General features: G+C 66.3%; 21 protein-coding genes. 11 read left to right on the forward strand and 10 right to left on the reverse strand.

Going from position 1 to position 21,264, the window contains the following annotated elements; genetic code table 11:
* Window positions 1-47: 47 nt before the first annotated feature.
* The 6 genes from NMG10_RS12830 to NMG10_RS12855 form a co-directional block, all read right to left on the reverse strand.
* Window positions 48-626 carry a DJ-1/PfpI family protein gene (locus NMG10_RS12830; protein ID WP_062572944.1) on the reverse strand — a complete coding sequence of 193 codons (579 nt, stop codon included), beginning with the start codon at window positions 624-626 and terminating at the stop codon, window positions 48-50.
* A gap of 74 nt (window positions 627-700) precedes the next feature.
* The gene (locus NMG10_RS12835) at window positions 701-1,858 is read right to left on the reverse strand and encodes a phosphatidylserine/phosphatidylglycerophosphate/cardiolipin synthase family protein (RefSeq protein ID WP_203647871.1); all 1,158 of its coding nucleotides are present in this window, start codon (window positions 1,856-1,858) and stop codon (window positions 701-703) included.
* 1 nt (window position 1,859) lies between these two features.
* Window positions 1,860-2,441 (reverse strand): YceI family protein, encoded by a 582-nt coding sequence (locus tag NMG10_RS12840; protein WP_254464480.1) that lies wholly within the window; start codon window positions 2,439-2,441, stop codon window positions 1,860-1,862.
* Between the two features lie 44 nt (window positions 2,442-2,485).
* A complete protein-coding gene (locus NMG10_RS12845) occupies window positions 2,486-2,782 on the reverse strand; it encodes an amidase (protein WP_203647872.1) in 297 nt (98 codons plus the stop codon).
* Window positions 2,779-3,855, reverse strand: coding sequence for a serine hydrolase (locus NMG10_RS12850; RefSeq protein WP_254464481.1), 1,077 nt, complete (start codon window positions 3,853-3,855; stop codon window positions 2,779-2,781). The genes NMG10_RS12845 and NMG10_RS12850 overlap by 4 nt, the downstream gene beginning before the upstream one ends.
* 118 nt (window positions 3,856-3,973) lie before the next feature.
* Window positions 3,974-4,861: an acyl-CoA dehydrogenase gene (locus tag NMG10_RS12855; protein WP_203647874.1), complete on the reverse strand. Its 888-nt coding sequence runs from the start codon at window positions 4,859-4,861 to the stop codon at window positions 3,974-3,976.
* A gap of 133 nt (window positions 4,862-4,994) precedes the next feature.
* Between NMG10_RS12855 and olsB the strand changes: the two genes are divergently transcribed.
* Window positions 4,995-5,750 carry an L-ornithine N(alpha)-acyltransferase gene (gene olsB, locus NMG10_RS12860; protein ID WP_028689712.1) on the forward strand — a complete coding sequence of 252 codons (756 nt, stop codon included), beginning with the start codon at window positions 4,995-4,997 and terminating at the stop codon, window positions 5,748-5,750.
* Window positions 5,750-6,532 (forward strand): 1-acyl-sn-glycerol-3-phosphate acyltransferase, encoded by a 783-nt coding sequence (locus NMG10_RS12865; protein WP_254464482.1) that lies wholly within the window; start codon window positions 5,750-5,752, stop codon window positions 6,530-6,532. Before olsB ends, NMG10_RS12865 begins: the two co-directional genes overlap by 1 nt.
* 132 nt (window positions 6,533-6,664) lie before the next feature.
* Here NMG10_RS12865 and NMG10_RS12870 read toward each other — a convergent pair whose 3' ends face one another.
* Window positions 6,665-7,249, reverse strand: a complete 585-nt coding sequence (locus tag NMG10_RS12870) for an ACP phosphodiesterase (RefSeq protein ID WP_203647876.1) — start codon at window positions 7,247-7,249, stop codon at window positions 6,665-6,667.
* Window positions 7,250-7,400: 151 nt separating this feature from the next.
* On the opposite strand from NMG10_RS12870, the gene NMG10_RS12875 reads away from it, so the two are divergent.
* Window positions 7,401-7,703: a helix-turn-helix transcriptional regulator gene (locus NMG10_RS12875; RefSeq protein WP_084941921.1), complete on the forward strand. Its 303-nt coding sequence runs from the start codon at window positions 7,401-7,403 to the stop codon at window positions 7,701-7,703.
* A 24-nt stretch (window positions 7,704-7,727) separates the two neighbouring features.
* Entirely contained in the window at window positions 7,728-8,777 is a 1,050-nt protein-coding gene (locus NMG10_RS12880) for an alkene reductase (protein ID WP_203647878.1), read from the forward strand.
* Between the two features lie 65 nt (window positions 8,778-8,842).
* Here NMG10_RS12880 and NMG10_RS12885 read toward each other — a convergent pair whose 3' ends face one another.
* The 3 genes from NMG10_RS12885 to NMG10_RS12895 form a co-directional block, all read right to left on the reverse strand.
* Entirely contained in the window at window positions 8,843-9,667 is an 825-nt protein-coding gene (locus NMG10_RS12885; protein WP_234562680.1) for an ATPase, read from the reverse strand.
* 87 nt (window positions 9,668-9,754) lie between these two features.
* The gene (locus NMG10_RS12890; RefSeq protein WP_203647880.1) at window positions 9,755-10,750 is read right to left on the reverse strand and encodes an NAD(P)-dependent oxidoreductase; all 996 of its coding nucleotides are present in this window, start codon (window positions 10,748-10,750) and stop codon (window positions 9,755-9,757) included.
* A 49-nt stretch (window positions 10,751-10,799) separates the two neighbouring features.
* Complete coding sequence (locus tag NMG10_RS12895; protein WP_186713153.1) at window positions 10,800-11,690, reverse strand: LysR family transcriptional regulator ArgP; 891 nt, start codon at window positions 11,688-11,690, stop codon at window positions 10,800-10,802.
* A 125-nt stretch (window positions 11,691-11,815) separates the two neighbouring features.
* On the opposite strand from NMG10_RS12895, the gene NMG10_RS12900 reads away from it, so the two are divergent.
* The 7 genes from NMG10_RS12900 (at window position 11,816) to NMG10_RS12930 (ending at window position 21,149) form a co-directional block, all read left to right on the forward strand.
* Window positions 11,816-12,415: a LysE/ArgO family amino acid transporter gene (locus tag NMG10_RS12900; RefSeq protein WP_186713154.1), complete on the forward strand. Its 600-nt coding sequence runs from the start codon at window positions 11,816-11,818 to the stop codon at window positions 12,413-12,415.
* Window positions 12,416-12,779: 364 nt separating this feature from the next.
* Window positions 12,780-13,376, forward strand: coding sequence for a superoxide dismutase (locus tag NMG10_RS12905; protein WP_203647881.1), 597 nt, complete (start codon window positions 12,780-12,782; stop codon window positions 13,374-13,376).
* 321 nt (window positions 13,377-13,697) lie between these two features.
* Complete coding sequence (locus NMG10_RS12910; RefSeq protein WP_050703880.1) at window positions 13,698-15,749, forward strand: bifunctional diguanylate cyclase/phosphodiesterase; 2,052 nt, start codon at window positions 13,698-13,700, stop codon at window positions 15,747-15,749.
* 158 nt (window positions 15,750-15,907) lie between these two features.
* The gene (locus tag NMG10_RS12915) at window positions 15,908-17,245 is read left to right on the forward strand and encodes an imelysin family protein (protein ID WP_203647882.1); all 1,338 of its coding nucleotides are present in this window, start codon (window positions 15,908-15,910) and stop codon (window positions 17,243-17,245) included.
* 298 nt (window positions 17,246-17,543) lie between these two features.
* Window positions 17,544-18,965: a di-heme oxidoredictase family protein gene (locus NMG10_RS12920; RefSeq protein ID WP_254464483.1), complete on the forward strand. Its 1,422-nt coding sequence runs from the start codon at window positions 17,544-17,546 to the stop codon at window positions 18,963-18,965.
* A 19-nt stretch (window positions 18,966-18,984) separates the two neighbouring features.
* A complete protein-coding gene (locus tag NMG10_RS12925; protein WP_254464484.1) occupies window positions 18,985-20,049 on the forward strand; it encodes an imelysin family protein in 1,065 nt (354 codons plus the stop codon).
* A 2-nt stretch (window positions 20,050-20,051) separates the two neighbouring features.
* Window positions 20,052-21,149 carry a DUF1513 domain-containing protein gene (locus tag NMG10_RS12930; RefSeq protein ID WP_232854654.1) on the forward strand — a complete coding sequence of 366 codons (1,098 nt, stop codon included), beginning with the start codon at window positions 20,052-20,054 and terminating at the stop codon, window positions 21,147-21,149.
* Window positions 21,150-21,264 lie beyond the last annotated feature (115 nt).

The raw sequence follows: 21,264 nt of genomic DNA on the forward strand, positions 1-21,264 counted from the left end.
GCGGCCCATTCGCGGCACGAGGCCGCTCCTACAGTTCAGCGTGTCAGTCAGGAGATACGGGTGCCCAGCACTTTCAAGAACGCCGCCAGCCACGCCGGATGCGCAGGCCAGGCCGGCGCGGTAACCAAGTTGCCATCCACGTGGGCCTGGTCCACCGCGATATCGATGAACCGCCCACCCGCCAGCCGTACCTCGGGTGCACAGGCGGGATACGCGCTGCACTCACGCCCTTCGAGCACACCTGCCGCCGCCAGCAACTGGGCCCCATGGCACACCGCCGCGATCGGCTTACCAGCCTGGTCGAAGGCCTTGACCAGCTCCAGCACCCTGTCGTTCAGGCGCAGGTACTCTGGGGCGCGGCCACCGGGAATCAGCAACGCGTCGTAGCTTTCGGCGCGCACCTGGACGAAGTCGTAGTTCAGGGCGAAATTGTGTCCCGGCTTCTCGCTGTAGGTCTGCTCGCCCTCGAAATCGTGGATCGCCGTGCGCACCGTCTGCCCGGCAATCTTCTCCGGGCACACGGCATGGACGGTATGGCCGACCATGGCCAGGGCCTGGAATGGCACCATGACCTCGTAGTCCTCGACGTAATCGCCCACCAGCATGAGAATCTTCTTCGCCGTCATCGCATCCACTCCTTCGGTTGTCTGGGAACAGTCCCTGCACGATAGTCCGCTTTGCCAGAAGGCGATATACGACGCTAGTTTCGGCGATCCAACAGGTTGGCCACCACCCGGTCGAGCCAGCCCCACAGGCGCTGCTGCACCCGCCGCCACAACGGCCGCGCATGCCAGCGCGCCAGATCGACTTCCAGGCTCTGGGCGAAGTCGCGCTCGAAGCTGGCGGCCACCGCGGCAGTCAGCGGCGGGTCGAGGGCCTCGACGTTGGCTTCGAGGTTGAAGCGCAGGTTCCAGTGATCGAAATTGCACGACCCCACGCTGACCCAGTCATCCACCAGCACCATCTTCAGGTGCAGGAAGCACGGCTGGTACTCGAAGATCCGCACCCCGGCGCGCAGCAGTCGCGGATAGTAGCGGTGCCCGGCATAGCGCACCGCCGGATGATCGGTGCGCGGGCCGGTCAACAGCAGTCGCACATCGAGGCCCTTCTGCGCAGCGCGGCGCAGGGAGCGGCGCACGCTGAAGGTCGGTAGAAAGTAAGGCGTGGCCAGCCAGATACGGCGCTGGCCGCTGTTCAGGGCGCGGACCAGCGCATGCAGGATGTCCTTGTGCTGGCGGGCGTCGGCGTAGGCCACCCGACCCATGCCCTGGCCCTGAGCCGGGACCTGGGGCAGGCGCGGCAGGCCGAAGCCCTCGGGCGGACGCCAGGCGGTGCGGCGCTGGTTGGCGTGCCACTGGCGATCGAACAACAGTTGCCAGTCAGTGACGATCGGCCCCTGCATGCGCACCATCACCTCGTGCCATTCGCTGGCCTCCTCGCCCGGCGTCCAGAATTCATCGGTGACCCCGGTGCCGCCGACCACCGCCAGCCGCTCATCCACCAGCAGCAGCTTGCGATGATCACGATAGAGGTTGCGCAAACCCCGGCGCCAGCGCAGGCGGTTGTACCAGCGCAGGTAGACGCCCGCCGCCAGCAGGCGCTCGCGCAGGGCCGTGGGGAAGGCCAGCGAGCCGTAGTCGTCGAACAGGCAGCGCACCCGTACGCCGCGGCGCGCCGCCTGCTCCAGGGCCTCGACCACCGCCTCGGCGCAGGCGCCGCCCTCGACCAGGTACAGCTCCAGGTCGACCTGGAACTCGGCGCGCACGATCGCCAGCAGCATGCGCGGAAAGAACTCGGGGCCGTCGATCAGCAGTTCGAACTGGTTGCCATCCCGCCAGGGGAAGACCGGCCCCGGCATGTCAGCGGGCAGTGAAGATCAGCACCGCGCTCACCGGCACCGAGGGATTGATCGACTTGAGCCCGGCCAGCTTGCGCAGGTTTTCCAGACCCGGCAGCAAGCCGAAGTCAGAGGCGCGCAGGATCAGCGGCTCGAGGGTCACCACCTGGAATCGTCGCTCGTCCAGGCGCGTGGCCAGCAGCAGGGTGTTGTAGCTGCGGGTCTGGCCATGCAGGGTGACGCTGACCGGCAGGCGCAGCTCCAGCTGCGCGCCATTGGCCAGGTCGTTGATCGGACGCAGGTCGATCTGCGCCTGTACCGTGGCCTCGGGGAACTGCTCGAAGGCGAACAGGTTGTCGCGCATGCGCTCGTCGCGCAGCGGGATACCGCTGCTGATCGAGTCCATCTCGATGCTCACTTCGGCCGCGCCCTTGCGGTCGACCTTGCCGTGCAGCACCAGGAATCGGTTGACCTCGGAGATATTGCCGTTCTTGCCGGTGACGAAGGACAGGCGCGAGGACTCGCCGTCCAGGTGCCAGTTGGCGTGAGCGGGCAGGCACAGGGCGAGCAGGAGGGCGGGCAGCAGGCGGGACGGCTTGAACATGTGAAATCCTGTAAATCAAGGCCGTCAACCTTACCCGCACGGTCTCACGGCAGCAAGCGGCAGCCCTCGCGCATGCCCTGCCAGGCGGCCTGGTTGCGCCGCCCCAGTCCTTCGGCGGTGACCAGGCGCCGGGCGCCGTCCTCCTCCAGCAGGCTCAAGGGCAGGTACTGCTGTACATAGCCTCGGCAGTAGGTTTCAGCGAAGCCCATGACGAAGCGGCACGAACAATACTCCTTCGCCGAATAGGCCGAGAGAATGCCCGGGAAGTCCGCCAGCGCCCGGCGCTCATGCCAGGCCCAGGCCAACCCGGCCAGCAACAGCACGAGCACGACCCGCTTCATGCGCCCTCCCCGGCCACGGCGGCCAGCACCCGCTTGAGCAGTTCGTTGTGGCTGAAGCTGGCGTCGCGGTCATCGGCGTAGCGCACGATCACCAGCTTGCGCGAGGGCAGCACATAGAGCGCCTGGCCCCAATGGCCGAGCGCGGCGAAGGTGTCCGCTGGCGCATCCGGCCACGGCGCCGACTCCCCGGGCAGCGGCTGGTTGAGCCACCAATGACCGCCGGGGTTGGCTTCGCCCGGCACCGGCTGGGCGGCGCTGAACAGGGTGCGGTTGAACGCCACCCAATCAGCTGGTAGCAACTGGCCCTCGCGCCAGCGTCCGTCGCGCTGCATCAGCAGGCCGATGCGCGCCAGGTCGCGGGCATCGAGATAGAGATAGGAAGAACCGACATAGGTACCCACGCCATCCCGCTCCCAGACCGCGCTGTCGATCCCCAGCGGGGTGAACAGGGCCTGCCAGGGGTAGTCGGCATAGCCCGCGGGGTCGAGCATGCCGCGCAGGCTGGCGGCGAGCAGGTTGCTGTCGCCGCTGGAATAGGCGAAATGCGTGCCGGGCGCACTGGCGGCGGGCATTGCCGCCGTGTAGGCCGCCATGTCGGTGCGGCCACGGGTATAGAGCATGGCCACCACCGACGACTTCAAGGGTGCATATTCGTAGTCCTCTTGCCAGGCCAGGCCACTGGCCCAGTGCAACAGGTCGGCCAGGCGCAGCCCGGGATGCTGCTGCAGGGCCGGGTAGTAGCGCACGGCCGGTTCGTCGAGTTTGAAGCGCCCCTCACCGTAGGCCACGCCCATGACCGTGGCCAGCACGCTCTTGCTGACTGACCAGGTCAGGTGCGGTGTGTCGGCACGGGTTGGCTCAACGTAGCGCTCGTGGAGAATACGACCATCGCGAATGATCAACAGTGCGTCGGTACGAATGCCGCCGCGTTCGGCAGCGCGTGGCGCGAAGGCGTAGGAGTCGACGGCTTGCCAGTCGATGACAGCGTTATCGACTGGCCACTGCGCTGTGGGCCAGTCTTCGGCCAAGGCCGGGCCTGCGGTCATGGCCAGGGCAAGCAATAGTGCCTTCATGGGGAGCAACCTGCAGAGGGCTGCTGTGCGCCCATCGCGGGGCAAGCCCGCTCCCACAGGTCCCGCGATCGGGCGCACGGCGGCCCAGGTTCAAAGGTGCCCCCAATTTCTCAGGCTTTCATGACAATCCGGCGGCACTCCAGGCCTTGGCCAGGCGCTTGTCACGGGCCGCGCCAGCCAGCGCCAGCAGGCCCTGGTCGCGCAGCCACAATTGCGCCCAGTGCTCGGGCCCTGCGGCCAACGCCTGGTCGATCTCGCTCCGCAAGCCCTGGAACTGGGCAAACAGGCCACCCAGCAGCAAGTGGCAGGCCACGCTGTCCGGGCATTGCCGGCTGCCCTCGGCACAACCGGCCAGCAGCGCGATCAACCGCAGCCGCAGGTCCTGCGGCCAGGCGCATTCCTGGGCGACGCCATGCAGCCAGGCCACCAGCGCGGCGAGCACATAAAGGTCTTCAAGGGAACGGAACGGTTTGACGTAGGCGTCCCAGCCATCGCCGGCAAGCAACTCGCACGCGGCCTCCTTGAGCTGCAGCCGGCCATGGCCGACTTCGGGCATCAACGGCAGGGTCGGCAAGGCCTCGAGGCTGACACCCGGCTCCCCCGGATAGACCACCGCCAGTTGCAACCGCGGCGCCTCGCCCGGCCCTTCATGGCGCGCCGCCACCAACAGCCATTCAGCGTCCAGCCCGGCGGTGACGAAGTCCTTGCTGCCGGTCAGGCGCAAACCATCGAGGCGGGTGTGCATGTCCGCCGGGCGCACGCTGCGCCGCTCGGTGGCGCACAACGCCCCCAGGCTGGCGGGGGCGCTGGGCCAGAGCACGCGCAGCGCCGCCTGGTAACCGAGCAGGAAGGCCAGGCCCGGCGTGGCCATGGCCCGCCCGCCCAGCACCGCCAGCTCGAACGGCGCGACGGCGCCCAGGCGTTCAAGCACCGCCGCATAGGTTTCGCCCAAGGTCGCCGCCAGTGGGTGGCGCAAAGGGTCGTTGAGTCGTTGCAACCAGGCCATCGCAAGCTCCTTGTAGGGGTGTCACGCAAGCATCACCAAAGATTCACAGGGGTGACACCGGGCGTACCTAGGCTGACTTTGCACAACAAAGCCGACCGGCCGCAACCCTTTGGCTGGCTTATGGAGACTCGCAATGACTCGGATCGCTCGCTCTGGCGACAACAGCACTGAACGCCGTCTGCAAGCCGAACGCCTGGTCGGCGCCGCGGCCCTGCAGGAAGCACAGGCCCTGCGCTTCAAGGTGTTCAGCGCCGAATTCAAGGCCAAGCTCAAGGGCGCCGAACACGGCCTGGACATGGACGACTACGACATCCACTGCCGCCACATCGGCGTGCGCGACCTGGCCACCGGCCAACTGGTCGCCACCACCCGCCTGCTCGACCACCAGGCCGCCAGCAGCCTGGGCCGCTTCTACAGCGAAGAAGAATTCAGCCTGCACGGGCTGTTGCAGCTGCAGGGCCCGATCCTCGAACTGGGCCGCACCTGCGTCGACCCGGCCTACCGCAACGGCGGCACCATCGCCGTGCTCTGGAGCGAGCTGGCCGAAGTGCTCAACGAAGGCCGCTACAGCTACCTGATGGGCTGCGCCAGCATCCCCATGCAGGACGGCGGCGTACAAGCCCACGCGATCATGCAGCGCCTGCGCGAACGCTACCTGTGCACCGAACACCTGCGCGCCGAACCGAAGAACCCGTTGCCCAGCCTGCCGTTGCCGAACAACGTCATCGCCGAGATGCCGCCGCTGCTCAAGGCCTATATGCGCCTGGGCGCGAAGATCTGCGGCGAGCCTTGCTGGGACGAGGACTTCCAGGTCGCCGACGTGTTCATCCTGCTCAAGCGCGACGACCTCTGCCCGCGCTACGCCCGTCACTTCAAGGCGGCGGTCTGATGCTGCGCCTGCGGGCCGCTGCCCGCCTATTGCGGCTGTTCCTGGTGCTGACCCTGGGGCTGGCAATGGCCAGCATCATCGCCCTGGGCGAACGCCTGGGCCTGAAGGCCTCGATCGAACACCGCCAGCGCTGGACACGCCTGTTCATGGGCCGCCTGGTTGCCGCCCTGCCCTTCGACGTAAAGGTCAGGGGTGAACTGCCACAACGGCCAATGCTCTGGGTCTGCAATCATGTATCGTGGACCGATATCCCGCTGCTCGGCATGCTCACACCGCTGTCGTTCCTGTCCAAGGCCGAGGTCCGCCACTGGCCGGTGGCCGGCTGGCTGGCCGAAAAAGCCGGTACGTTGTTCATCCGCCGTGGCGGTGGCGATGCCCAACGCCTGCGCCAGCAGATCAGCGAACAGCTGGGCGAGCAACGCCCCCTGCTGATCTTCCCGGAAGGCACCACCACCGACGGTCGCACCCTGCGTACCTTCCATGGACGTCTACTCGCCGGGGCCATCGATCAGGGCACGCCGCTGCAGCCGGTGGCGATCCAGTATCTGCGCGCGGGTCAAGCCGATTCGATCGCGCCGTTCATTGGCGAGGACGACCTGGTGTCCCATCTGATGCGGATCTTTGGCCACGACCGGGGCGAGGTGGTGATCCACCTGTTGCCTCCGATTGGCAGCGAAGGCCAGGAACGCGCGGCGCTGGCGTTCCAGGCGCAGCAGGCGGTGCGCCAGGCATTGTTCGGCATCGTGGAAGTCGAGCCGCGCCGCCTGGCCAAGGCGGCCTGAACAGTTGACGTCAGCTGTGCCGGCCTCTTCGCGGGTAAACCCGCTCCCACAAGGGCAACGCCAGCTTCAACTAGTGCACTGTACCTGTGGGAGCGGTTTACCCGCGAAGAGGCCAGCACAGGCAGGAGAGCATCAACTGCCTGCCACTCTTCGCGCTACCGCAAACGCCTGCAGTTGCGGATAGAACTCACGAAAATCCGCCAACAAAGGCTCATACAGACGCTCCAGCTCCCCCATCACCCCGTCCATCCCCTCGGGCCGTGACAAGCGCCGGGCAATGCCGCCAAACACCTGCTCCAGGGTGGCGAAGTCGCCATAGGCCCCCAGCCAGTCATCCGCCGCCATGAACGGCGCGATCCGTGCCAGCCGGCCCGGCAGCTGCGGTTCAGCCAGCAGCACCTTGTAGAAGTTACCGGTGAACTGTACCAGCGGCTGCTCCGCGTACTCCCCCCAGTGCCTGGCCAGGCAATGATCGAAGAACACATCCAGCACGATCCCGGCGAAGCGCCGCCGCTCGCGCGGGAAACGCGCCAGCGCCGCCAGCACCAGCGGGTGGCTGTCGGTGTAGCTGTCGATGTGCCGGTGCAGCCGGATCGAAGCCTCCAGCGCCGGCGGAAAACGTCCCTCCAGCGTGCCCTTGACGAAGTCGCCATACAGGCTGCCGAGCAGTTGTTGCGGCGCCGGGCCGCCCAGGTGAAGGTGCGCGAGGTAGTTCATGGCGCCAGTCTAGCACCGCCCACCCCCATATCGTCATGAACCGATATAGCCAATGACGCTTGCCTCAGAACCCTTTCATATTTGTATATCGCGATGCAGCGATTTATATTTCGCTCCATCGCGATATACCGCTACACACCACGAGCCAACCATGCCCCTCGATCTCGACGAAATCATAAAAGCCCTGGCCCACCCGGTCCGGCGAGACATCCTCAACTGGCTGAAAGATCCGGCCGCGCAGTTTCCCGACCAGCACCACAGCACCGAGCACGGTGTGTGTGCCGGGCAGATCGACCAACGCTGCGGCCTGTCGCAGTCGACCGTCTCCGCCCACCTGGCCACCCTGCAGCGCGCCGGCCTGATCAGCAGCCAGAAGATCGGCCAGTGGCATTTCTTCAAACGCAACGAGGCGACCATCAAGGCGTTCCTCGAGCAAATGAGCCAAGAGCTCTGACCTGATCCACGCGAGGCTTCGCATATGACTACGCTGTTCGACCCGATCACGCTGGGCGACCTGGAACTGCCCAACCGCATCATCATGGCCCCGCTGACCCGCTGCCGCGCCGACGAAGGCCGCGTGCCCAACGCGCTGATGGCCGAGTACTACGTACAGCGCGCCAGCGCCGGCCTGATTCTCAGCGAAGCGACCTCGGTCACGCCGATGGGCGTCGGCTATCCGGATACCCCGGGAATCTGGAACGACCAGCAGGTGCGTGGCTGGCACAACGTGACCAAGGCCATCCACGGCGCCGGTGGGCGGATCTTCTTGCAACTGTGGCATGTCGGGCGCATCTCCCACCCGTCGTACCTGAACGGCGAGCTGCCGGTGGCCCCCAGCGCGATCCAGCCCAAGGGCCATGTCAGCCTGGTGCGCCCATTGAGCGACTATCCGACCCCACGAGCCCTGGAAACCGAAGAGATCGCCGACATCGTCGAGGCCTATCGCAGCGGCGCCGAGAACGCCAAGGCCGCCGGCTTCGACGGCGTGGAGATCCACGGCGCCAATGGCTACCTGCTCGACCAGTTCCTGCAGAGCAGCACCAACCAGCGCACCGACCGCTATGGCGGCTCGCTGGAGAACCGCGCGCGGTTGCTGCTGGAAGTTACCGACGCCGCCATCGAGGTATGGGGCCCGGGCCGCGTGGGCGTGCACCTGGCGCCACGGGCCGATGCCCACGACATGGGCGACGCCGACCGTGCCGAGACCTTCACCTACGTGGCACGGGAGCTGGGCAAGCGTGGCATCGCCTTCATCTGCTCGCGGGAGAAGGAAGGCGACGACAGCATCGGCCCACTGATCAAGGCGGCGTTCGCTGGCCCGTATATCGTCAACGAGCGCTTCGACAAGGCCAGCGCCAACGCTGCCCTGGCCAGCGGCAAGGCCGATGCGGTGGCCTTCGGCATCCCGTTCATCGCCAACCCCGACCTGCCCGCGCGCCTGGCCGCCGACGCGCCGCTCAATGCGCCGCGTCCGGAAACCTTCTACGCCAAGGGGGCCGTGGGCTACATCGACTATCCACGGATGTGAGTGAAGCGAACGTAGGGCAGGTTCGTCGTCGTGGCAGCGGGCTTGCCCAGCGATAGTCCAAGGACTCAGGGCCGGGCGTTGATCTGCTGCTGCAGGTTCTGGATCTGGCTCTGCAGGGTACTGATGTTGCGCGTCACCTGCCCGCGGAAGGCATCGAACTCCTGCACCGAGGCGCCGCCGGCCGATGTGGCCGGGCGGTTGTCCACCTGGCTCTTGAGCACCAGCACATCCTGCTCCAGGCGCTCGATGGCCGCGCTCGGGTTGCCCTGTTTCTTCAGCGCCGCCACTTCATTGCTCAGGCTCTTGAGCTGACCATCCAGCTTGCCGCCATCCACCTGGCCCGACTTGAGCGTCGCAAGCTCAGCGTTGACCGCCTTGAGCTGCGCCTGCAACTGTCCCTGCAACTCGGTCACCACCTTCTGCTGTTCGCGGGTGTCGGCCAGCACCTGCTCCAGGCGCTTGCCCAGGTCGCCGGCCTGGCCGGCGACGCCCTGTTGCTGCTTGCCCTGCTCGGCCAGCGAGGCCTGCAACTGGCGAATCTGCAGCTTCAACGCCTCGCTGCCAGTGCTGTTGCTGGACTCGCTGGCATCGACCTTGCCGCTGATTGCCTGCAACCGCCCGGCCGCTTCCTCGCTGATGCGGGCAAAGCTTTCCTGGGTCGCGACCAGTTGCTGCTCCATCAGGGTGATCTGCTGGAAGCTCCACCAGCCAAGCCCGCCCAGGGCGATGAACGAGGCACCGAGCAAGGCCCACAGCGGGCCATTGCTGCGTGGGCGCGCCGCCTTCTGGCGGCTGCGGGCCACATGGGCGGGCAGCAGTTCATCGTCGTCGGGGGTGCCGGCACGCAAGGTGGGCACATCGTCAAAATCGTCGTGGGCGTCGTTACGCATGGGTGCATTCAACCGCGGTGGTAGCAAAGAGACATGAGTATAAACCGCCTGGGCGGCGCACTGATGACCATCATCCCGCCCACAGGTTCAGCGTTGTCCCGCCTGCGCCTGCCACCAGGCACAGAATTCATCCAGCGCGGACCACACATCGGCCTGGGGTCGGTAGTCCAGGTACTGCCGGGCGCGGCCGATATCGAGGGTGAAATCGCTGCTCATCACCTGCACCGCCGTGCGGCTGAGGGTCGGCTGCGGACGCCCGGGCCAAAGCAGGCAGGCGGCCTCGTTGAGCGCCGCCAGGCCATAGGCCAGGCCGGGGGAGCGGTAGCGGGTGACCTGCGGCAGCTGCATGCGGCGCATCACGTAGTTGACCACGTCCCACAGCGGCAAGGGCTGGCCGTTGCTGATGTTGTAGGCCTGGCCAAGTGCCTGCTCCTCGGCGAACAACGCACTGAGCAGCGCTTCGTTGAGGTTGTGCACACTGGTGAAATCGACCTTGTTCAGGCCATTGCCGATGATCGCCACGCGCCCCTTGGCCTGCATGCGCATCAGCCGCGGGAAGATGCTTGCGTCGCCGGCCCCGGTGACGAAACGCGGTCGCAGCGCCAGCACTTCCAGGCCGAACTCCTGGGCGCCGAACACTTTCTGCTCGGCCAGGTGCTTGGTCAGCGCGTAATGGTCATGGAAGCGGCGCGGTACCTGGTCCTCGCGGATATCCAGGCGTGACCGGCCGGTGAAGTAGATCGACGGCGACGACAGGTGCACCAGGCGCCGCACATGCTCCTTGATGCAGCCCTCGACCACGTTCTCGGTCAACACCACGTTGCCCTGGTGGAAGTCCTGGTAGCGGCCCCAGGTGCCCACGGCGCCAGCGCAATGCACCACCGCATCCACACCCTGGCACAGGCGCCGGGCCAATTCGGCGTCGCCCAGGTCGCCCGGGATGAACTGCGCCCCGCGCTTGACCAGGTGCTCCACGCCCTCTGCCCGCCGACCATTGACCCGCACCTCCAGGCCCTGCTCCAGGGCGAAACGCGCAAAGCGCCCGCCAATGAAGCCGCTCGCGCCGGTGACCAGAATTCGCATGTAAGACTCCGCCTTGCCAGATTTCGGATGCAACTGACGCCCGATGTGCCTACAAGGGCACCAGCCACTGCCGCGCCGAATGGCGCAGGTGGTCGGTCAGCTGGGCGAGCAACTGCCCGCCGTTGCGCCAATGATGCCAGTACAGCGGTACATCGATGGGAGTATCGGCGCAGATTTCCACCAGCTCACCACGGGCCAGCTGCTCGGCCACCTGCCGCTCCGGCACCAGCCCCCAGCCCAGGCCGGCCTCGGTCATGCGCAGGAAACCTTCGGACGAGGGGCATAGGTGATGCAGGAAACCTTCCTGCACGCCTAGCGACGCCAGGTAGCGATGCTGGAGAAAATCGTCCGGCCCGAACACGATTGCCGGGGCACGGGCCAACCGCTCGACCGCGAAACCCTGGGGGAAGTAGCGCGCCATGAACGCGGGACTGGCCAGCGCTCGATAGCGCATCGACCCCAGCGGCAGGCTGCGCGCCCCAGCCACGGGACGTTCGCTGCCGCACAGGCAGGCCGCAACCTCGCCGGCACGCATGCGCTTGAGGCCGACCTCCTGGTCCTCGACCACCAGGTCAAGCAAGACCTGCTGCTGCGCGCAGAAGGCCCCCACCGCACCGGCCCACCAGGTCGCCAGGCTGTCGGCGTTGAGGGCGATGCGCAGGCGCTCTGGCATGCCTTCCTCGTCCAGCGCCGGCACCTGGCGCTGCAGGTCGCGCTCGAGCAGGCGCACCTGCTGCACATGGTTGAGCAACTGCCGGCCGACCTCGGTCGGGCTCGGTGGCGTGGCGCGCACCAGCACCGGCTGGCCGACCCGCGCTTCGAGCAGCTTGATGCGTTGCGAGATGGCCGATTGCGACAGCCCCAGCACCTGGGCGGCACGTTCGAAACCGCCTTGTTCGATCACCGCGGCGAGGGCGGCGAGCAGCTTGTAGTCGAACATCGATTTCTCTAATGACTGATCAGCTCTATTTGTTTTTCTTATACAGCTGCAGCCCTGACAATAGCCACATCTTTCTTGTTGATCCGTGCCGATGCTTGCATCGGTGCCCGTGGAGTGTTCCCGCTATGTGGCAAAGCTATCTCAACGGCATGCTGGTGGCCTTCGGCCTGATCATGGCCATCGGCGCGCAGAACGCCTTCGTCCTGGCGCAGAGCCTGCGCCGCGAACATCACCTGCCGGTGGCGGCGCTGTGCGTGGTCTGCGACGCGCTGCTGGTCGCCGCTGGCGTGTTCGGCCTGGCCACGGTGCTGGCGCACAATCCCACGCTGCTGGCCGTGGCGCGCTGGGGTGGCGCGGTGTTCCTCATCTGGTACGGCGCCAAGGCCCTGCGCAGCGCGTTTTCCAAGCAAAGCCTGCAGCACCAGCAAGGCCAGGGTGTGCGCTCGCGCCGCGCGGTGCTGCTGAGCGCGCTGGCGGTGACCCTGCTCAACCCCCATGTGTACCTGGACACCGTGCTGCTGATCGGCTCCCTCGGCGCACAGCAGACCGTGCCCGGCGCCTACGTGGCCGGCGCCGCCAGTGCCTCGCTGGTGTGGTTCTCGACCCTGGCGATCGGCGCCGCCTGGCTGGCGCCGTGGCTGGCACGCCCGGCGACCTGGCGCATGCTCGACCTGATGGTGGCGGTGATGATGTTCGCGGTGGCGGCGCAGTTGATCTTCAACTGAATACACCAGATCACCAGCGTGGGAGCGGGCTTGCCCCGCGATGCGGTGCCTGGCACCGGCTGTGCCGGTGTTCGCGGGGCAAGCCCGCTCCCACGCTGGTAATGCTTGCAACTCTGCTTCCTGCTCAAATGTGTATCCCGATGGACTGATGACCGTCTACAGCAATGCTCCTGGCTAACCACCGGTCGGCACCCGCCAACCGCTCTGGAACCTCTATTCCCCACAGATGTTGCGTGGTTAAGCGCCCGGGCCGGTGCTATGATCCAGCCCTTGCGTCGCAAAGGGTACAAACTCGCCGACGCTCATCAGGCCACCCGTGAGGCCTGGCGCAAACCGCAAACAGACCTGAATCAGGAGATCCACCATGGCTTTTGAATTGCCGCCGCTGCCGTACGCCCACGATGCCCTGCAGCCGCACATCTCCAAGGAAACCCTGGAGTTTCACCACGACAAGCACCACAACACCTATGTCGTGAACCTGAACAACCTGGTCCCAGGCACCGAATTCGAAGGCAAGACCCTGGAAGAGATCGTCAAGAGCTCTTCGGGCGGCATCTTCAACAACGCAGCCCAAGTCTGGAACCACACCTTCTACTGGAACTGCCTGTCGCCAAACGGCGGCGGCCAGCCGACCGGCGCCCTGGCCGAGGCCATCAACGCCGCCTTCGGTTCGTTCGACAAGTTCAAGGAAGAGTTCACCAAGACTTCGGTCGGCACCTTCGGCTCCGGCTGGGGCTGGCTGGTGAAGAAGGCCGACGGCTCCCTGGCCCTGGCCAGCACCATCGGCGCCGGCTGCCCGCTGACCAGCGGCGACACCCCGCTGCTGACCTGCGACGTCTGGGAACACGCCTACTACATCGACTACCGCAACCTGCGTCCGAAGTACGTCGAGGCGTTCTGGAACCTGGTCAACTGGACCTTCGTTGCCGAGCAGTTCGAAGGCAAGACCTTCAAGGCCTGATCATTCGCCTTGAATTCAAAAGACCCGGCCTGAGTGCCGGGTTTTTTATTGCCTGGCGGGATGTCGCCGCATTCGGTAACGGCATACCTGACAGAATTGTTTGCAACCCATCTCCGCGCTCTTGCTCAGCCCGCATAGCGCGCTAACATCAACCATCTGGAAAGTTGACGCAGCGCACTCAAGTCGCATGACCGCTCGACCGATACAGAGCCAAGGGCAATTCCGTCGACGGACGGGTTGCCTGCCGGGGTATCGGGTCGATAGTCTCCCGCCATGGTTGATGGCAAAATAATGGCATGCGCATGGATTAAGGAAACCCCATTGAAGCTGGAATTTCGAAACAGCTTATCGGTCAAGCTGCTGAGGGTCGTACTGCTCTCGGCGCTGGCTGTCGGCGTCGTACTCAGCTGTGCGCAGATCGTCTATGACGCCTACAAGACCCGCCAGTCCGTGAACAACGATGCCCAGCGCATCCTCGACATGTTCCGCGACCCATCGACCCAGGCGGTGTACAGCCTCGACCGGGAAATGGGCATGCAGGTGATGGAAGGCCTGTTCCAGGACGAATCGGTGCGCATGGCCTCCATCGGCCACCCGAACGAAACCATGCTGGCGGAAAAATCCCGGCCGCTGCAGGACATGTCCATGCGCTGGCTGACCGACCTGATCCTCGGCCAGGAGCGCACCTACACCACGCAGCTGGTCGGCCGCGGCCCGTACAGCGAGTATTACGGCGACCTGAGCATCACCCTCGACACCTCCTCCTACGGCGAGGACTTCCTGATCAACGCCGTGATCATCTTCATCTCCGGCGTGCTCAGGGCACTGGCCATGGGCCTGGTGCTGTACCTGGTGTACCACTGGCTGCTGACCAAGCCACTGTCGAAGATCATCGACCACCTGACCCAGATAAACCCCGACCGCCCCAGCCAGCACCAGATCCCGCAGCTCAAGGGTCACGAGCGCAACGAGCTGGGCCTCTGGGTCAACACCGCCAACCAGCTGCTGGCCTCCATCGAACGCAACACCCACCTGCGCCACGAGGCCGAGAACAGCCTGCAGCGCATGGCCCAGTACGACTTCCTCACCGGCCTGCCCAACCGCCAGCAGTTGCAACAGCAACTGGACAAGATCCTGGACGACGGTGGCCGCCTGCAACGCCGCGTCGCCGTGCTGTGCGTGGGCCTGGACGACTTCAAGGGCATCAACGAGCAGTTCAGCTACCAGGTCGGCGACCAGCTGCTGCTGGCCCTGGCCGACCGCCTGCGCGCCCACAGCGGCCGCCTTGGCGCCCTGGCCCGGCTGGGGGGCGACCAGTTCGCCCTGGTCCAGGCCAACATCGAGCAGCCCTATGAAGCCGCCGAACTGGCCCAGAGCATCCTCGACGACCTCGAGGCGCCCTTCGACCTCGACCACCAGCAGATCCGCCTGCGCGCCACCATCGGCATTACCCTGTTCCCCGAGGACGGCGACAGCACCGAGAAGCTGCTGCAGAAAGCCGAGCAGACCATGACCCTGGCCAAGGCCCGCTCACGTAACCGCTACCAGTTCTACATCGCCAGTGTCGACAGCGAGATGCGCCGCCGTCGCGAGCTGGAAAAGGACCTGCGCGAAGCCCTGCCGCGCAACCAGCTGTACCTGGTGTACCAGCCGCAGATCAGCTACCGCGACCACCGCGTGGTCGGCGTCGAGGCGCTGCTGCGCTGGCAGCACCCGGAGCTGGGCATGGTCCCGCCCGACCAGTTCATCCCCCTGGCCGAGCAGAACGGCAGCATCATCAGCATCGGCGAATGGGTGCTCGACCAGGCCTGCCGGCAACTGCGCGAATGGCACGACCAGGGCTTCAGCGAACTGCGCATGGCGGTCAACCTGTCCACCGTGCAACTGCACCACAACGAACTGCCGCGGGTGGTCAACAACCTGCTGCAGGCCTACCGCCTGCCACCCCGCAGCCTGGAGCTGGAAGTCACCGAGACCGGCCTGATGGAAGACATCAGCACCGCCGCCCAGCACCTGCTGAGCCTGCGCCGCTCCGGCGCCTTGATCGCCATCGATGACTTCGGCACCGGCTATTCCTCGCTCAGCTACCTGAAATCGCTGCCGCTGGACAAGATCAAGATCGACAAGAGCTTCGTCCAGGACCTGCTCGACGATGACGACGACGCCACCATCGTTCGCGCCATCATCCAGCTGGGCAAGAGCCTGGGCATGCAGGTGATCGCCGAAGGCGTCGAGACCGCCGAGCAGGAGAGCTACATCATCGCCCAGGGCTGCCACGAGGGTCAGGGCTACCACTACAGCAAGCCGTTGTCCGCGCGCGAACTGACCAGTTTCCTCAAACAGGCGCAACGCAACCAGGTTTCCGCCCTGTAAGCCCCGCCGGCCTTGGCGGTGCACCGCGAACGGGCGTTTGCATGAAATGCGCGCCCGCCCCTTTACAGCAAATGCAAATCTTTCGCATGATGTGGCGGTTTCGCGTGCCACGGCGCACGGTCCACCCTTGGTCCAACCACACGACGCAGGAAACCACAATGATTCGAATGCCTCTGGCCTCCGCCAGTCTGCTGGCCATCGCCATCGCCCTCGCCGGTTGCGGCGAAGGCAAGGACGACAAGGCCGCCGCACCGCAAGCCCAGGCACCTGCCGCCGCCAGCACCGCCGCCGCAGCGCCGGGGGCTGTCGATGAAGCGGCCGCCAAGGCCGTGGTCAAGCACTACGCCGACATGGTCCATGCCGTGTACAGCGACTCGCTGAGCACCGCCAAGCAATTGCAGACCGCCGTCGACGCGTTCCTGGCCAAGCCCAACGACCAGACCCTGAAGGCCGCCCGTGATGCCTGGGTCGCCTCGCGCGTGCCGTACCTGCAAAGCGAAGTGTTCCGCTTCGGCAACACCATCATCGACGACTGGGAAGGCCAGGTGAACGCCTGGCCCCTGGACGAAGGCCTGATCGACTACGTCGACAAGAGCTACGAGCACGCCCTGGGCAACCCGGCGGCCAACGCCAACATCATCGCCAACACCGAGATCCAGGTCGGCGAAGACAAGATCGACGTCAAGGACATCACCCCCGAGAAGCTCGCCACCCTCAACGAGCTGGGCGGCTCGGAGGCCAACGTCGCCACCGGCTACCATGCCATCGAGTTCCTGCTCTGGGGCCAGGACCTCAATGGCACAGGCCCAGGCGCGGGCAACCGTCCGGCTTCCGACTACCTGGAAGGCAAGGGTGCCACGGGCGGCCACAACGACCGTCGCCGCGCCTACCTGAAAGCGGTTACCGACCTGCTGGTCAAGGACCTCGAGGAGATGGTCGGCAACTGGGCGCCGAACGTCGCCGACAACTACCGCGCCACCCTCGAGGGCGAGCCGGCCAACGACGGCCTGCGCAAGATGCTGTTCGGCATGGGCAGCCTGTCGCTGGGCGAGCTGGCCGGCGAGCGCATGAAGGTCTCGCTGGAAGCCAACTCGCCGGAAGACGAGCACGACTGCTTCAGCGACAACACCCACTACTCGCACTTCTACGACGCCAAGGGCATCCGCAACGTCTACCTGGGCGAGTACACCCGTGTCGACGGTACCAAGCTGAGCGGCCCGAGCCTGTCGTCGCTGGTGGCCAAGGCCGACCCGGCCACCGACGCCACCCTCAAGGCCGACCTGGAAGCCACCGAGGCCAAGATCCAGGTGATCGTCGATCACGCCCTCAAGGGCGAGCACTACGACCAGCTGATCGCCGCCGACAACGCCGCCGGCAACCAGATCGTGCGTGACGCCATCGCCTCGCTGGTCAAGCAGACCGGCGCGATCGAGCAGGCCGCGGGCAAGCTGGGCATCGACAACCTGAACCCGGATACCGCCGATCACGAGTTCTGATCAGCGTCGTGGTTCAGCAGAGGCGGCCTTCGGGCCGCCTTTTTGTTTTCCAGCAACACCACCGCCCCCTTGTAGGAGCGGCCTTGTGCCGCGAAAGGGCTGCAACGCAGCCCCGGCAGTTTCTGCATCAGCTCCGAAATCCCGGGGCCGCTTCGCGGCCCTTTCGCGGCACAAGGCCGCTCCTACCGATAGGCCAACTGACATCGATTTCATCCAGCAATTGCAAATTGCTCTTATTCAAACATCCCTGGCCTGATAAGCTTGCACGCCGGTTTTTCGCCCATGCCCAGGATCCTCGATGTCCTTGCTCCGCCTAAGCCCCCTGCTGCTGGCCTTCGCCCTCGCCGCCTGTGACGACGCTCCGCGTTTCACCCAGGCCGAGCCCGGCGAAGCCCTCTCCGGCGGCAAGGCCACGGTGCAACGCAGCGACCGCAACGCCTATTCGCTGCCCTCGGCCAACCTCACGCCGGAACGACGCCTGGATTTCGCCGTGGGCAACAGCTTCTTTCGCAACCCCTGGGTGATTGCCCCGTCCACCACCACCGCCCGCGATGGCCTGGGCCCGTTGTTCAACACCAACGCCTGCCAGAACTGCCATGTGCGTGACGGTCGCGGCCATCCGCCGGAGCCGGACGACAGCAACGCGGTGTCGATGCTGGTGCGCCTGTCGATCCCCGACCAGCCCTACTACGCCCGCGAGATCGAGCGCCTGGGCGTGGTCCCCGAACCGGTCTACGGCACCCAGCTGCAGGACATGTCCATCCCCGGCGTGGCCCCGGAAGGCAAGGTGCGGGTGAGCTACGACAACCACAGCGTCACCTTCAAGGACGGCCACCAGGTCGAACTGCGCCGCCCGACCCTGCAGATCAGCCAGCTCGGCTACGGCCCGCTGCACCCGGACACCCGCTTCTCGGCCCGGGTCGCCCCGCCGATGATCGGCCTGGGCCTGCTCGAAGCCATCCCCGAAGCCGACCTGCTGGCCAACGAGGACCCGGATGACCTCAACCGCGACGGTATCCGCGGCCGCGCCAACCGGGTCTGGGACGACGCCCAGGGCAAGACCGTGGTCGGCCGCTTCGGCTGGAAGGCCGGACAGCCCAACGTCAACCAGCAGAACGTGCACGCCTTCGCCGGAGACATGGGCCTGACCACCACCCTGCTGCCAAAGGACGACTGCACGGCGGCGCAGGCCGATTGCCTGGCCGCACCCAATGGCGACGGCCAGGGCGGCGAGAAGGAAGTCAGCGACAACATCCTGCGCCTGGTCACCTTCTACACCCGCAACCTCGCCGTGCCGGCCCGGCGCAACGTCGATGCGCCGCAGGTGCTGGCGGGCAAGAACCTGTTCTACCAGGCCGGCTGCCAGGGCTGCCACACGCCACAGTTCACCACTGCCGCCGATGCGGCCGAGCCGGAACTGGCCGGCCAGGTGATCCGCCCCTACAGCGACCTGCTACTGCACGACATGGGCCCGGGCCTTAGCGACGAGCGCACCGAGTTCGCCGCCAACGGCCAGGACTGGCGCACCCCGCCATTGTGGGGCATCGGCCTGAGCGAAACCGTCAGCGGCCACAGCCAGTTCCTCCACGACGGCCGCGCCCGCAATCTGCTCGAAGCCGTGCTCTGGCACGGTGGCGAGGCCCAGGCGGCGCGCGATCACGTACTGACCTTCAATGCCGAGCAGCGCGCCGCGCTGCTGGCGTTCCTGAATTCCCTTTAAACCGCACAAGGAGCCGGGCATGTTCCGACCCAAACTGTTGTTCACCAGCCTCGCCGCACTCGCCCTCGGCGCCTGTTCGCCGCAAGACCCGCAGGCGGTGACCTCCGCGGCCATCGCCAAACAGGTGATCCTGCCGACCTACAGCCGCTGGGTCGAGGCCGACCGGCAGCTGGCCGCCAGCGCCCTGGCCTACTGCGAAGGCAAACAGTCCCTGGAGACCGCCCGCGCTGACTTCCTCAACGCGCAGAAGGCCTGGGCCGAGCTGCAGCCGCTGCTGGTCGGCCCGCTGGCCGAGGGTAACCGCCCTTGGCAGGTACAGTTCTGGCCCGACAAGAAGAACCTGGTCGGTCGCCAGGTCGAGCAGCTGGTCAACGGCGAACAGGCGGTCACCGCCGAGTCGCTGGGCAAGGCCAGCGTGGTGGTGCGTGGCCTGTCGGCCTACGAATACATCCTGTTCGACAGCAAGCCGGACATCGCCAGCGCCGAGCAGAAGGCCCGCTACTGCCCGCTGCTGGTGGCCATCGGTGAACACCAGAAGGCCCTGGCCGAGGAGATCCTCAAGGGCTGGAACAGCACCGACGGCATGCTGTCGCAGATGACCAAGTTCCCCAACCAGCGCTACGCCGACTCCCACGAGGCGATCGCCGACCTGCTGCGGGCCCAGGTCACCGCCCTGGACACCCTGAAGAAGAAACTCGGCGCGCCGATGGGCCGGCAGAGCAAGGGCATCGCGCAGCCGCTGCAGGCCGAGGCCTGGCGCAGCCACTCGTCGATCAAGAGCCTGGAAGCCTCGCTCAAGGCCGCCCAGACGGTATGGGTCGGGGTCGACAACCAGGGCCTGCGCGGCCTGCTGGGCAAGGACCAGACGGCACTGGCGCAAAAGATCGACGACGCCTACGCTGCGGCGATCAAACTGCTGGCCGACAACCAGAAGACCCTGGGCGAGCTGCTTGCCGACGACGCCGGCAAGCAGACCCTCAACCAGATCTACGACGCGCTCAACGTCGTCCACCGCCTGCACGAGGGCGAGCTGGCCAAGGCGTTGAACATCCAGCTGGGCTTCAATGCCAACGACGGTGACTGATCATGCTGCGACGCCAGGCCCTGAAACTCGGTAGCGTGTTGCTCAGTGCCCTGACCCTGGGCGGCTGGAGCCTGTTCCGCGGCAAAGGCAGCGAACCCTTGCTGCTGTCGGCGCGCGACGACGGCGACGGCCAGCACTACGCCGTGGGCTTTCGCCTGGACGGCACCCAGGTGTTCAGCACCCAGGTGGCCCAGCGTTGCCATGCGATCATCAACCACCCGACGCTGCCGATCGCCTTGTTCGTCGCGCGCCGGCCCGGTACCGAGAGCTACCTGGTCGACCTGCGCGACGGCCGGCTGCTGCAGACCCTCGCCTCGCAACCGCAGCGGCACTTCTACGGCCATGCGGTGATCCACAAGGATGGCGAGTGGCTGTACACCACCGAGAACGACACCACCGACCCCGGTCGCGGCGTACTGGGCGTCTACCGTTTCGAAGGCGAGCGCCTGGTGCACAGCGGCGAGCTCTCCACCCACGGCATCGGCCCCCACGAAGTGGCCTGGCTGCCCGATGGCGAGACCCTGGTGGTGGCCAACGGCGGTATCCGCACCGAGGCCGAGAGCCGGGTAGAGATGAACCTCGACGCCATGCAGCCGAGCCTGGTGCTGATGCAGCGCGACGGCACCCTGCTGAGCAAGGAGACCCTGGCCCAGCAGATGAACAGCGTGCGCCACCTGGCGGTGGGCGACGATGGCACCATCGCCGCCTGCCAGCAGTTCATGGGTGGCGCCGAGGAGACCGCCGAGCTGCTGGCGATCAAGCGTCCGGGCGAGCCGTTCAAGGCCTTCCCGGTGCCGGAGCGCCAGCTGCAGTCGATGGCCCAGTACACTGCCAGCGTCGCGATTCACAGCGACCTGCGCCTGGTGGCACTGACCGCGCCACGGGCCAATCGCCTGTTCATCTGGGACCTGGACAGCGGCGCGGTGAAGCTCGACGCGCCGATGCCAGATTGCGCCGGGGTCGGGGCGGTGAAGGATGGCTTCGTCGTCACTTCCGGGCAGGGGCGTTGCCGGTTCTACGATTGCCGCAAGGCAGAGCTGATCGGCCAGCCGATGAACCTGCCTTCAGGCTTCTGGGATAACCACCTGCACCTGGTCTGATTTGTCGTAAAAGCTATCGCGGGGCAAGCCCGCTCCCACGGCCTGACGTGGGAGCGGGCTTGCCCCGCGATTTGGCCGGCACAAGTTTATCCCTCCTCTTTTCGCAAAAACCGAC

The organism is Pseudomonas sp. DVZ6 (assembly GCF_024259445.1).
In the GTDB taxonomy this organism is placed as follows: Bacteria; Pseudomonadota; Gammaproteobacteria; order Pseudomonadales; family Pseudomonadaceae; genus Aquipseudomonas; species Aquipseudomonas peradeniyensis.

What these genes read in the sequence shown, in the direction of transcription:
- NMG10_RS12830 (WP_062572944.1), bottom strand. Translation starts at nt 626, where the DNA reads ATGACGGCGAAGAAGATTCTCATGCTGGTGGGCGATTACGTCGAGGAC.
- NMG10_RS12835 (WP_203647871.1), bottom strand. Translation starts at nt 1,858, where the DNA reads ATGCCGGGGCCGGTCTTCCCCTGGCGGGATGGCAACCAGTTCGAACTG.
- NMG10_RS12840 (WP_254464480.1), bottom strand. Translation starts at nt 2,441, where the DNA reads ATGTTCAAGCCGTCCCGCCTGCTGCCCGCCCTCCTGCTCGCCCTGTGC.
- NMG10_RS12845 (WP_203647872.1), bottom strand. Translation starts at nt 2,782, where the DNA reads ATGAAGCGGGTCGTGCTCGTGCTGTTGCTGGCCGGGTTGGCCTGGGCC.
- NMG10_RS12850 (WP_254464481.1), bottom strand. Translation starts at nt 3,855, where the DNA reads ATGAAGGCACTATTGCTTGCCCTGGCCATGACCGCAGGCCCGGCCTTG.
- NMG10_RS12855 (WP_203647874.1), bottom strand. Translation starts at nt 4,861, where the DNA reads ATGGCCTGGTTGCAACGACTCAACGACCCTTTGCGCCACCCACTGGCG.
- olsB (WP_028689712.1), top strand. Translation starts at nt 4,995, where the DNA reads ATGACTCGGATCGCTCGCTCTGGCGACAACAGCACTGAACGCCGTCTG.
- NMG10_RS12865 (WP_254464482.1), top strand. Translation starts at nt 5,750, where the DNA reads ATGCTGCGCCTGCGGGCCGCTGCCCGCCTATTGCGGCTGTTCCTGGTG.
- NMG10_RS12870 (WP_203647876.1), bottom strand. Translation starts at nt 7,249, where the DNA reads ATGAACTACCTCGCGCACCTTCACCTGGGCGGCCCGGCGCCGCAACAA.
- NMG10_RS12875 (WP_084941921.1), top strand. Translation starts at nt 7,401, where the DNA reads ATGCCCCTCGATCTCGACGAAATCATAAAAGCCCTGGCCCACCCGGTC.
- NMG10_RS12880 (WP_203647878.1), top strand. Translation starts at nt 7,728, where the DNA reads ATGACTACGCTGTTCGACCCGATCACGCTGGGCGACCTGGAACTGCCC.
- NMG10_RS12885 (WP_234562680.1), bottom strand. Translation starts at nt 9,667, where the DNA reads ATGCGTAACGACGCCCACGACGATTTTGACGATGTGCCCACCTTGCGT.
- NMG10_RS12890 (WP_203647880.1), bottom strand. Translation starts at nt 10,750, where the DNA reads ATGCGAATTCTGGTCACCGGCGCGAGCGGCTTCATTGGCGGGCGCTTT.
- NMG10_RS12895 (WP_186713153.1), bottom strand. Translation starts at nt 11,690, where the DNA reads ATGTTCGACTACAAGCTGCTCGCCGCCCTCGCCGCGGTGATCGAACAA.
- NMG10_RS12900 (WP_186713154.1), top strand. Translation starts at nt 11,816, where the DNA reads ATGTGGCAAAGCTATCTCAACGGCATGCTGGTGGCCTTCGGCCTGATC.
- NMG10_RS12905 (WP_203647881.1), top strand. Translation starts at nt 12,780, where the DNA reads ATGGCTTTTGAATTGCCGCCGCTGCCGTACGCCCACGATGCCCTGCAG.
- NMG10_RS12915 (WP_203647882.1), top strand. Translation starts at nt 15,908, where the DNA reads ATGATTCGAATGCCTCTGGCCTCCGCCAGTCTGCTGGCCATCGCCATC.
- NMG10_RS12920 (WP_254464483.1), top strand. Translation starts at nt 17,544, where the DNA reads ATGTCCTTGCTCCGCCTAAGCCCCCTGCTGCTGGCCTTCGCCCTCGCC.
- NMG10_RS12925 (WP_254464484.1), top strand. Translation starts at nt 18,985, where the DNA reads ATGTTCCGACCCAAACTGTTGTTCACCAGCCTCGCCGCACTCGCCCTC.
- NMG10_RS12930 (WP_232854654.1), top strand. Translation starts at nt 20,052, where the DNA reads ATGCTGCGACGCCAGGCCCTGAAACTCGGTAGCGTGTTGCTCAGTGCC.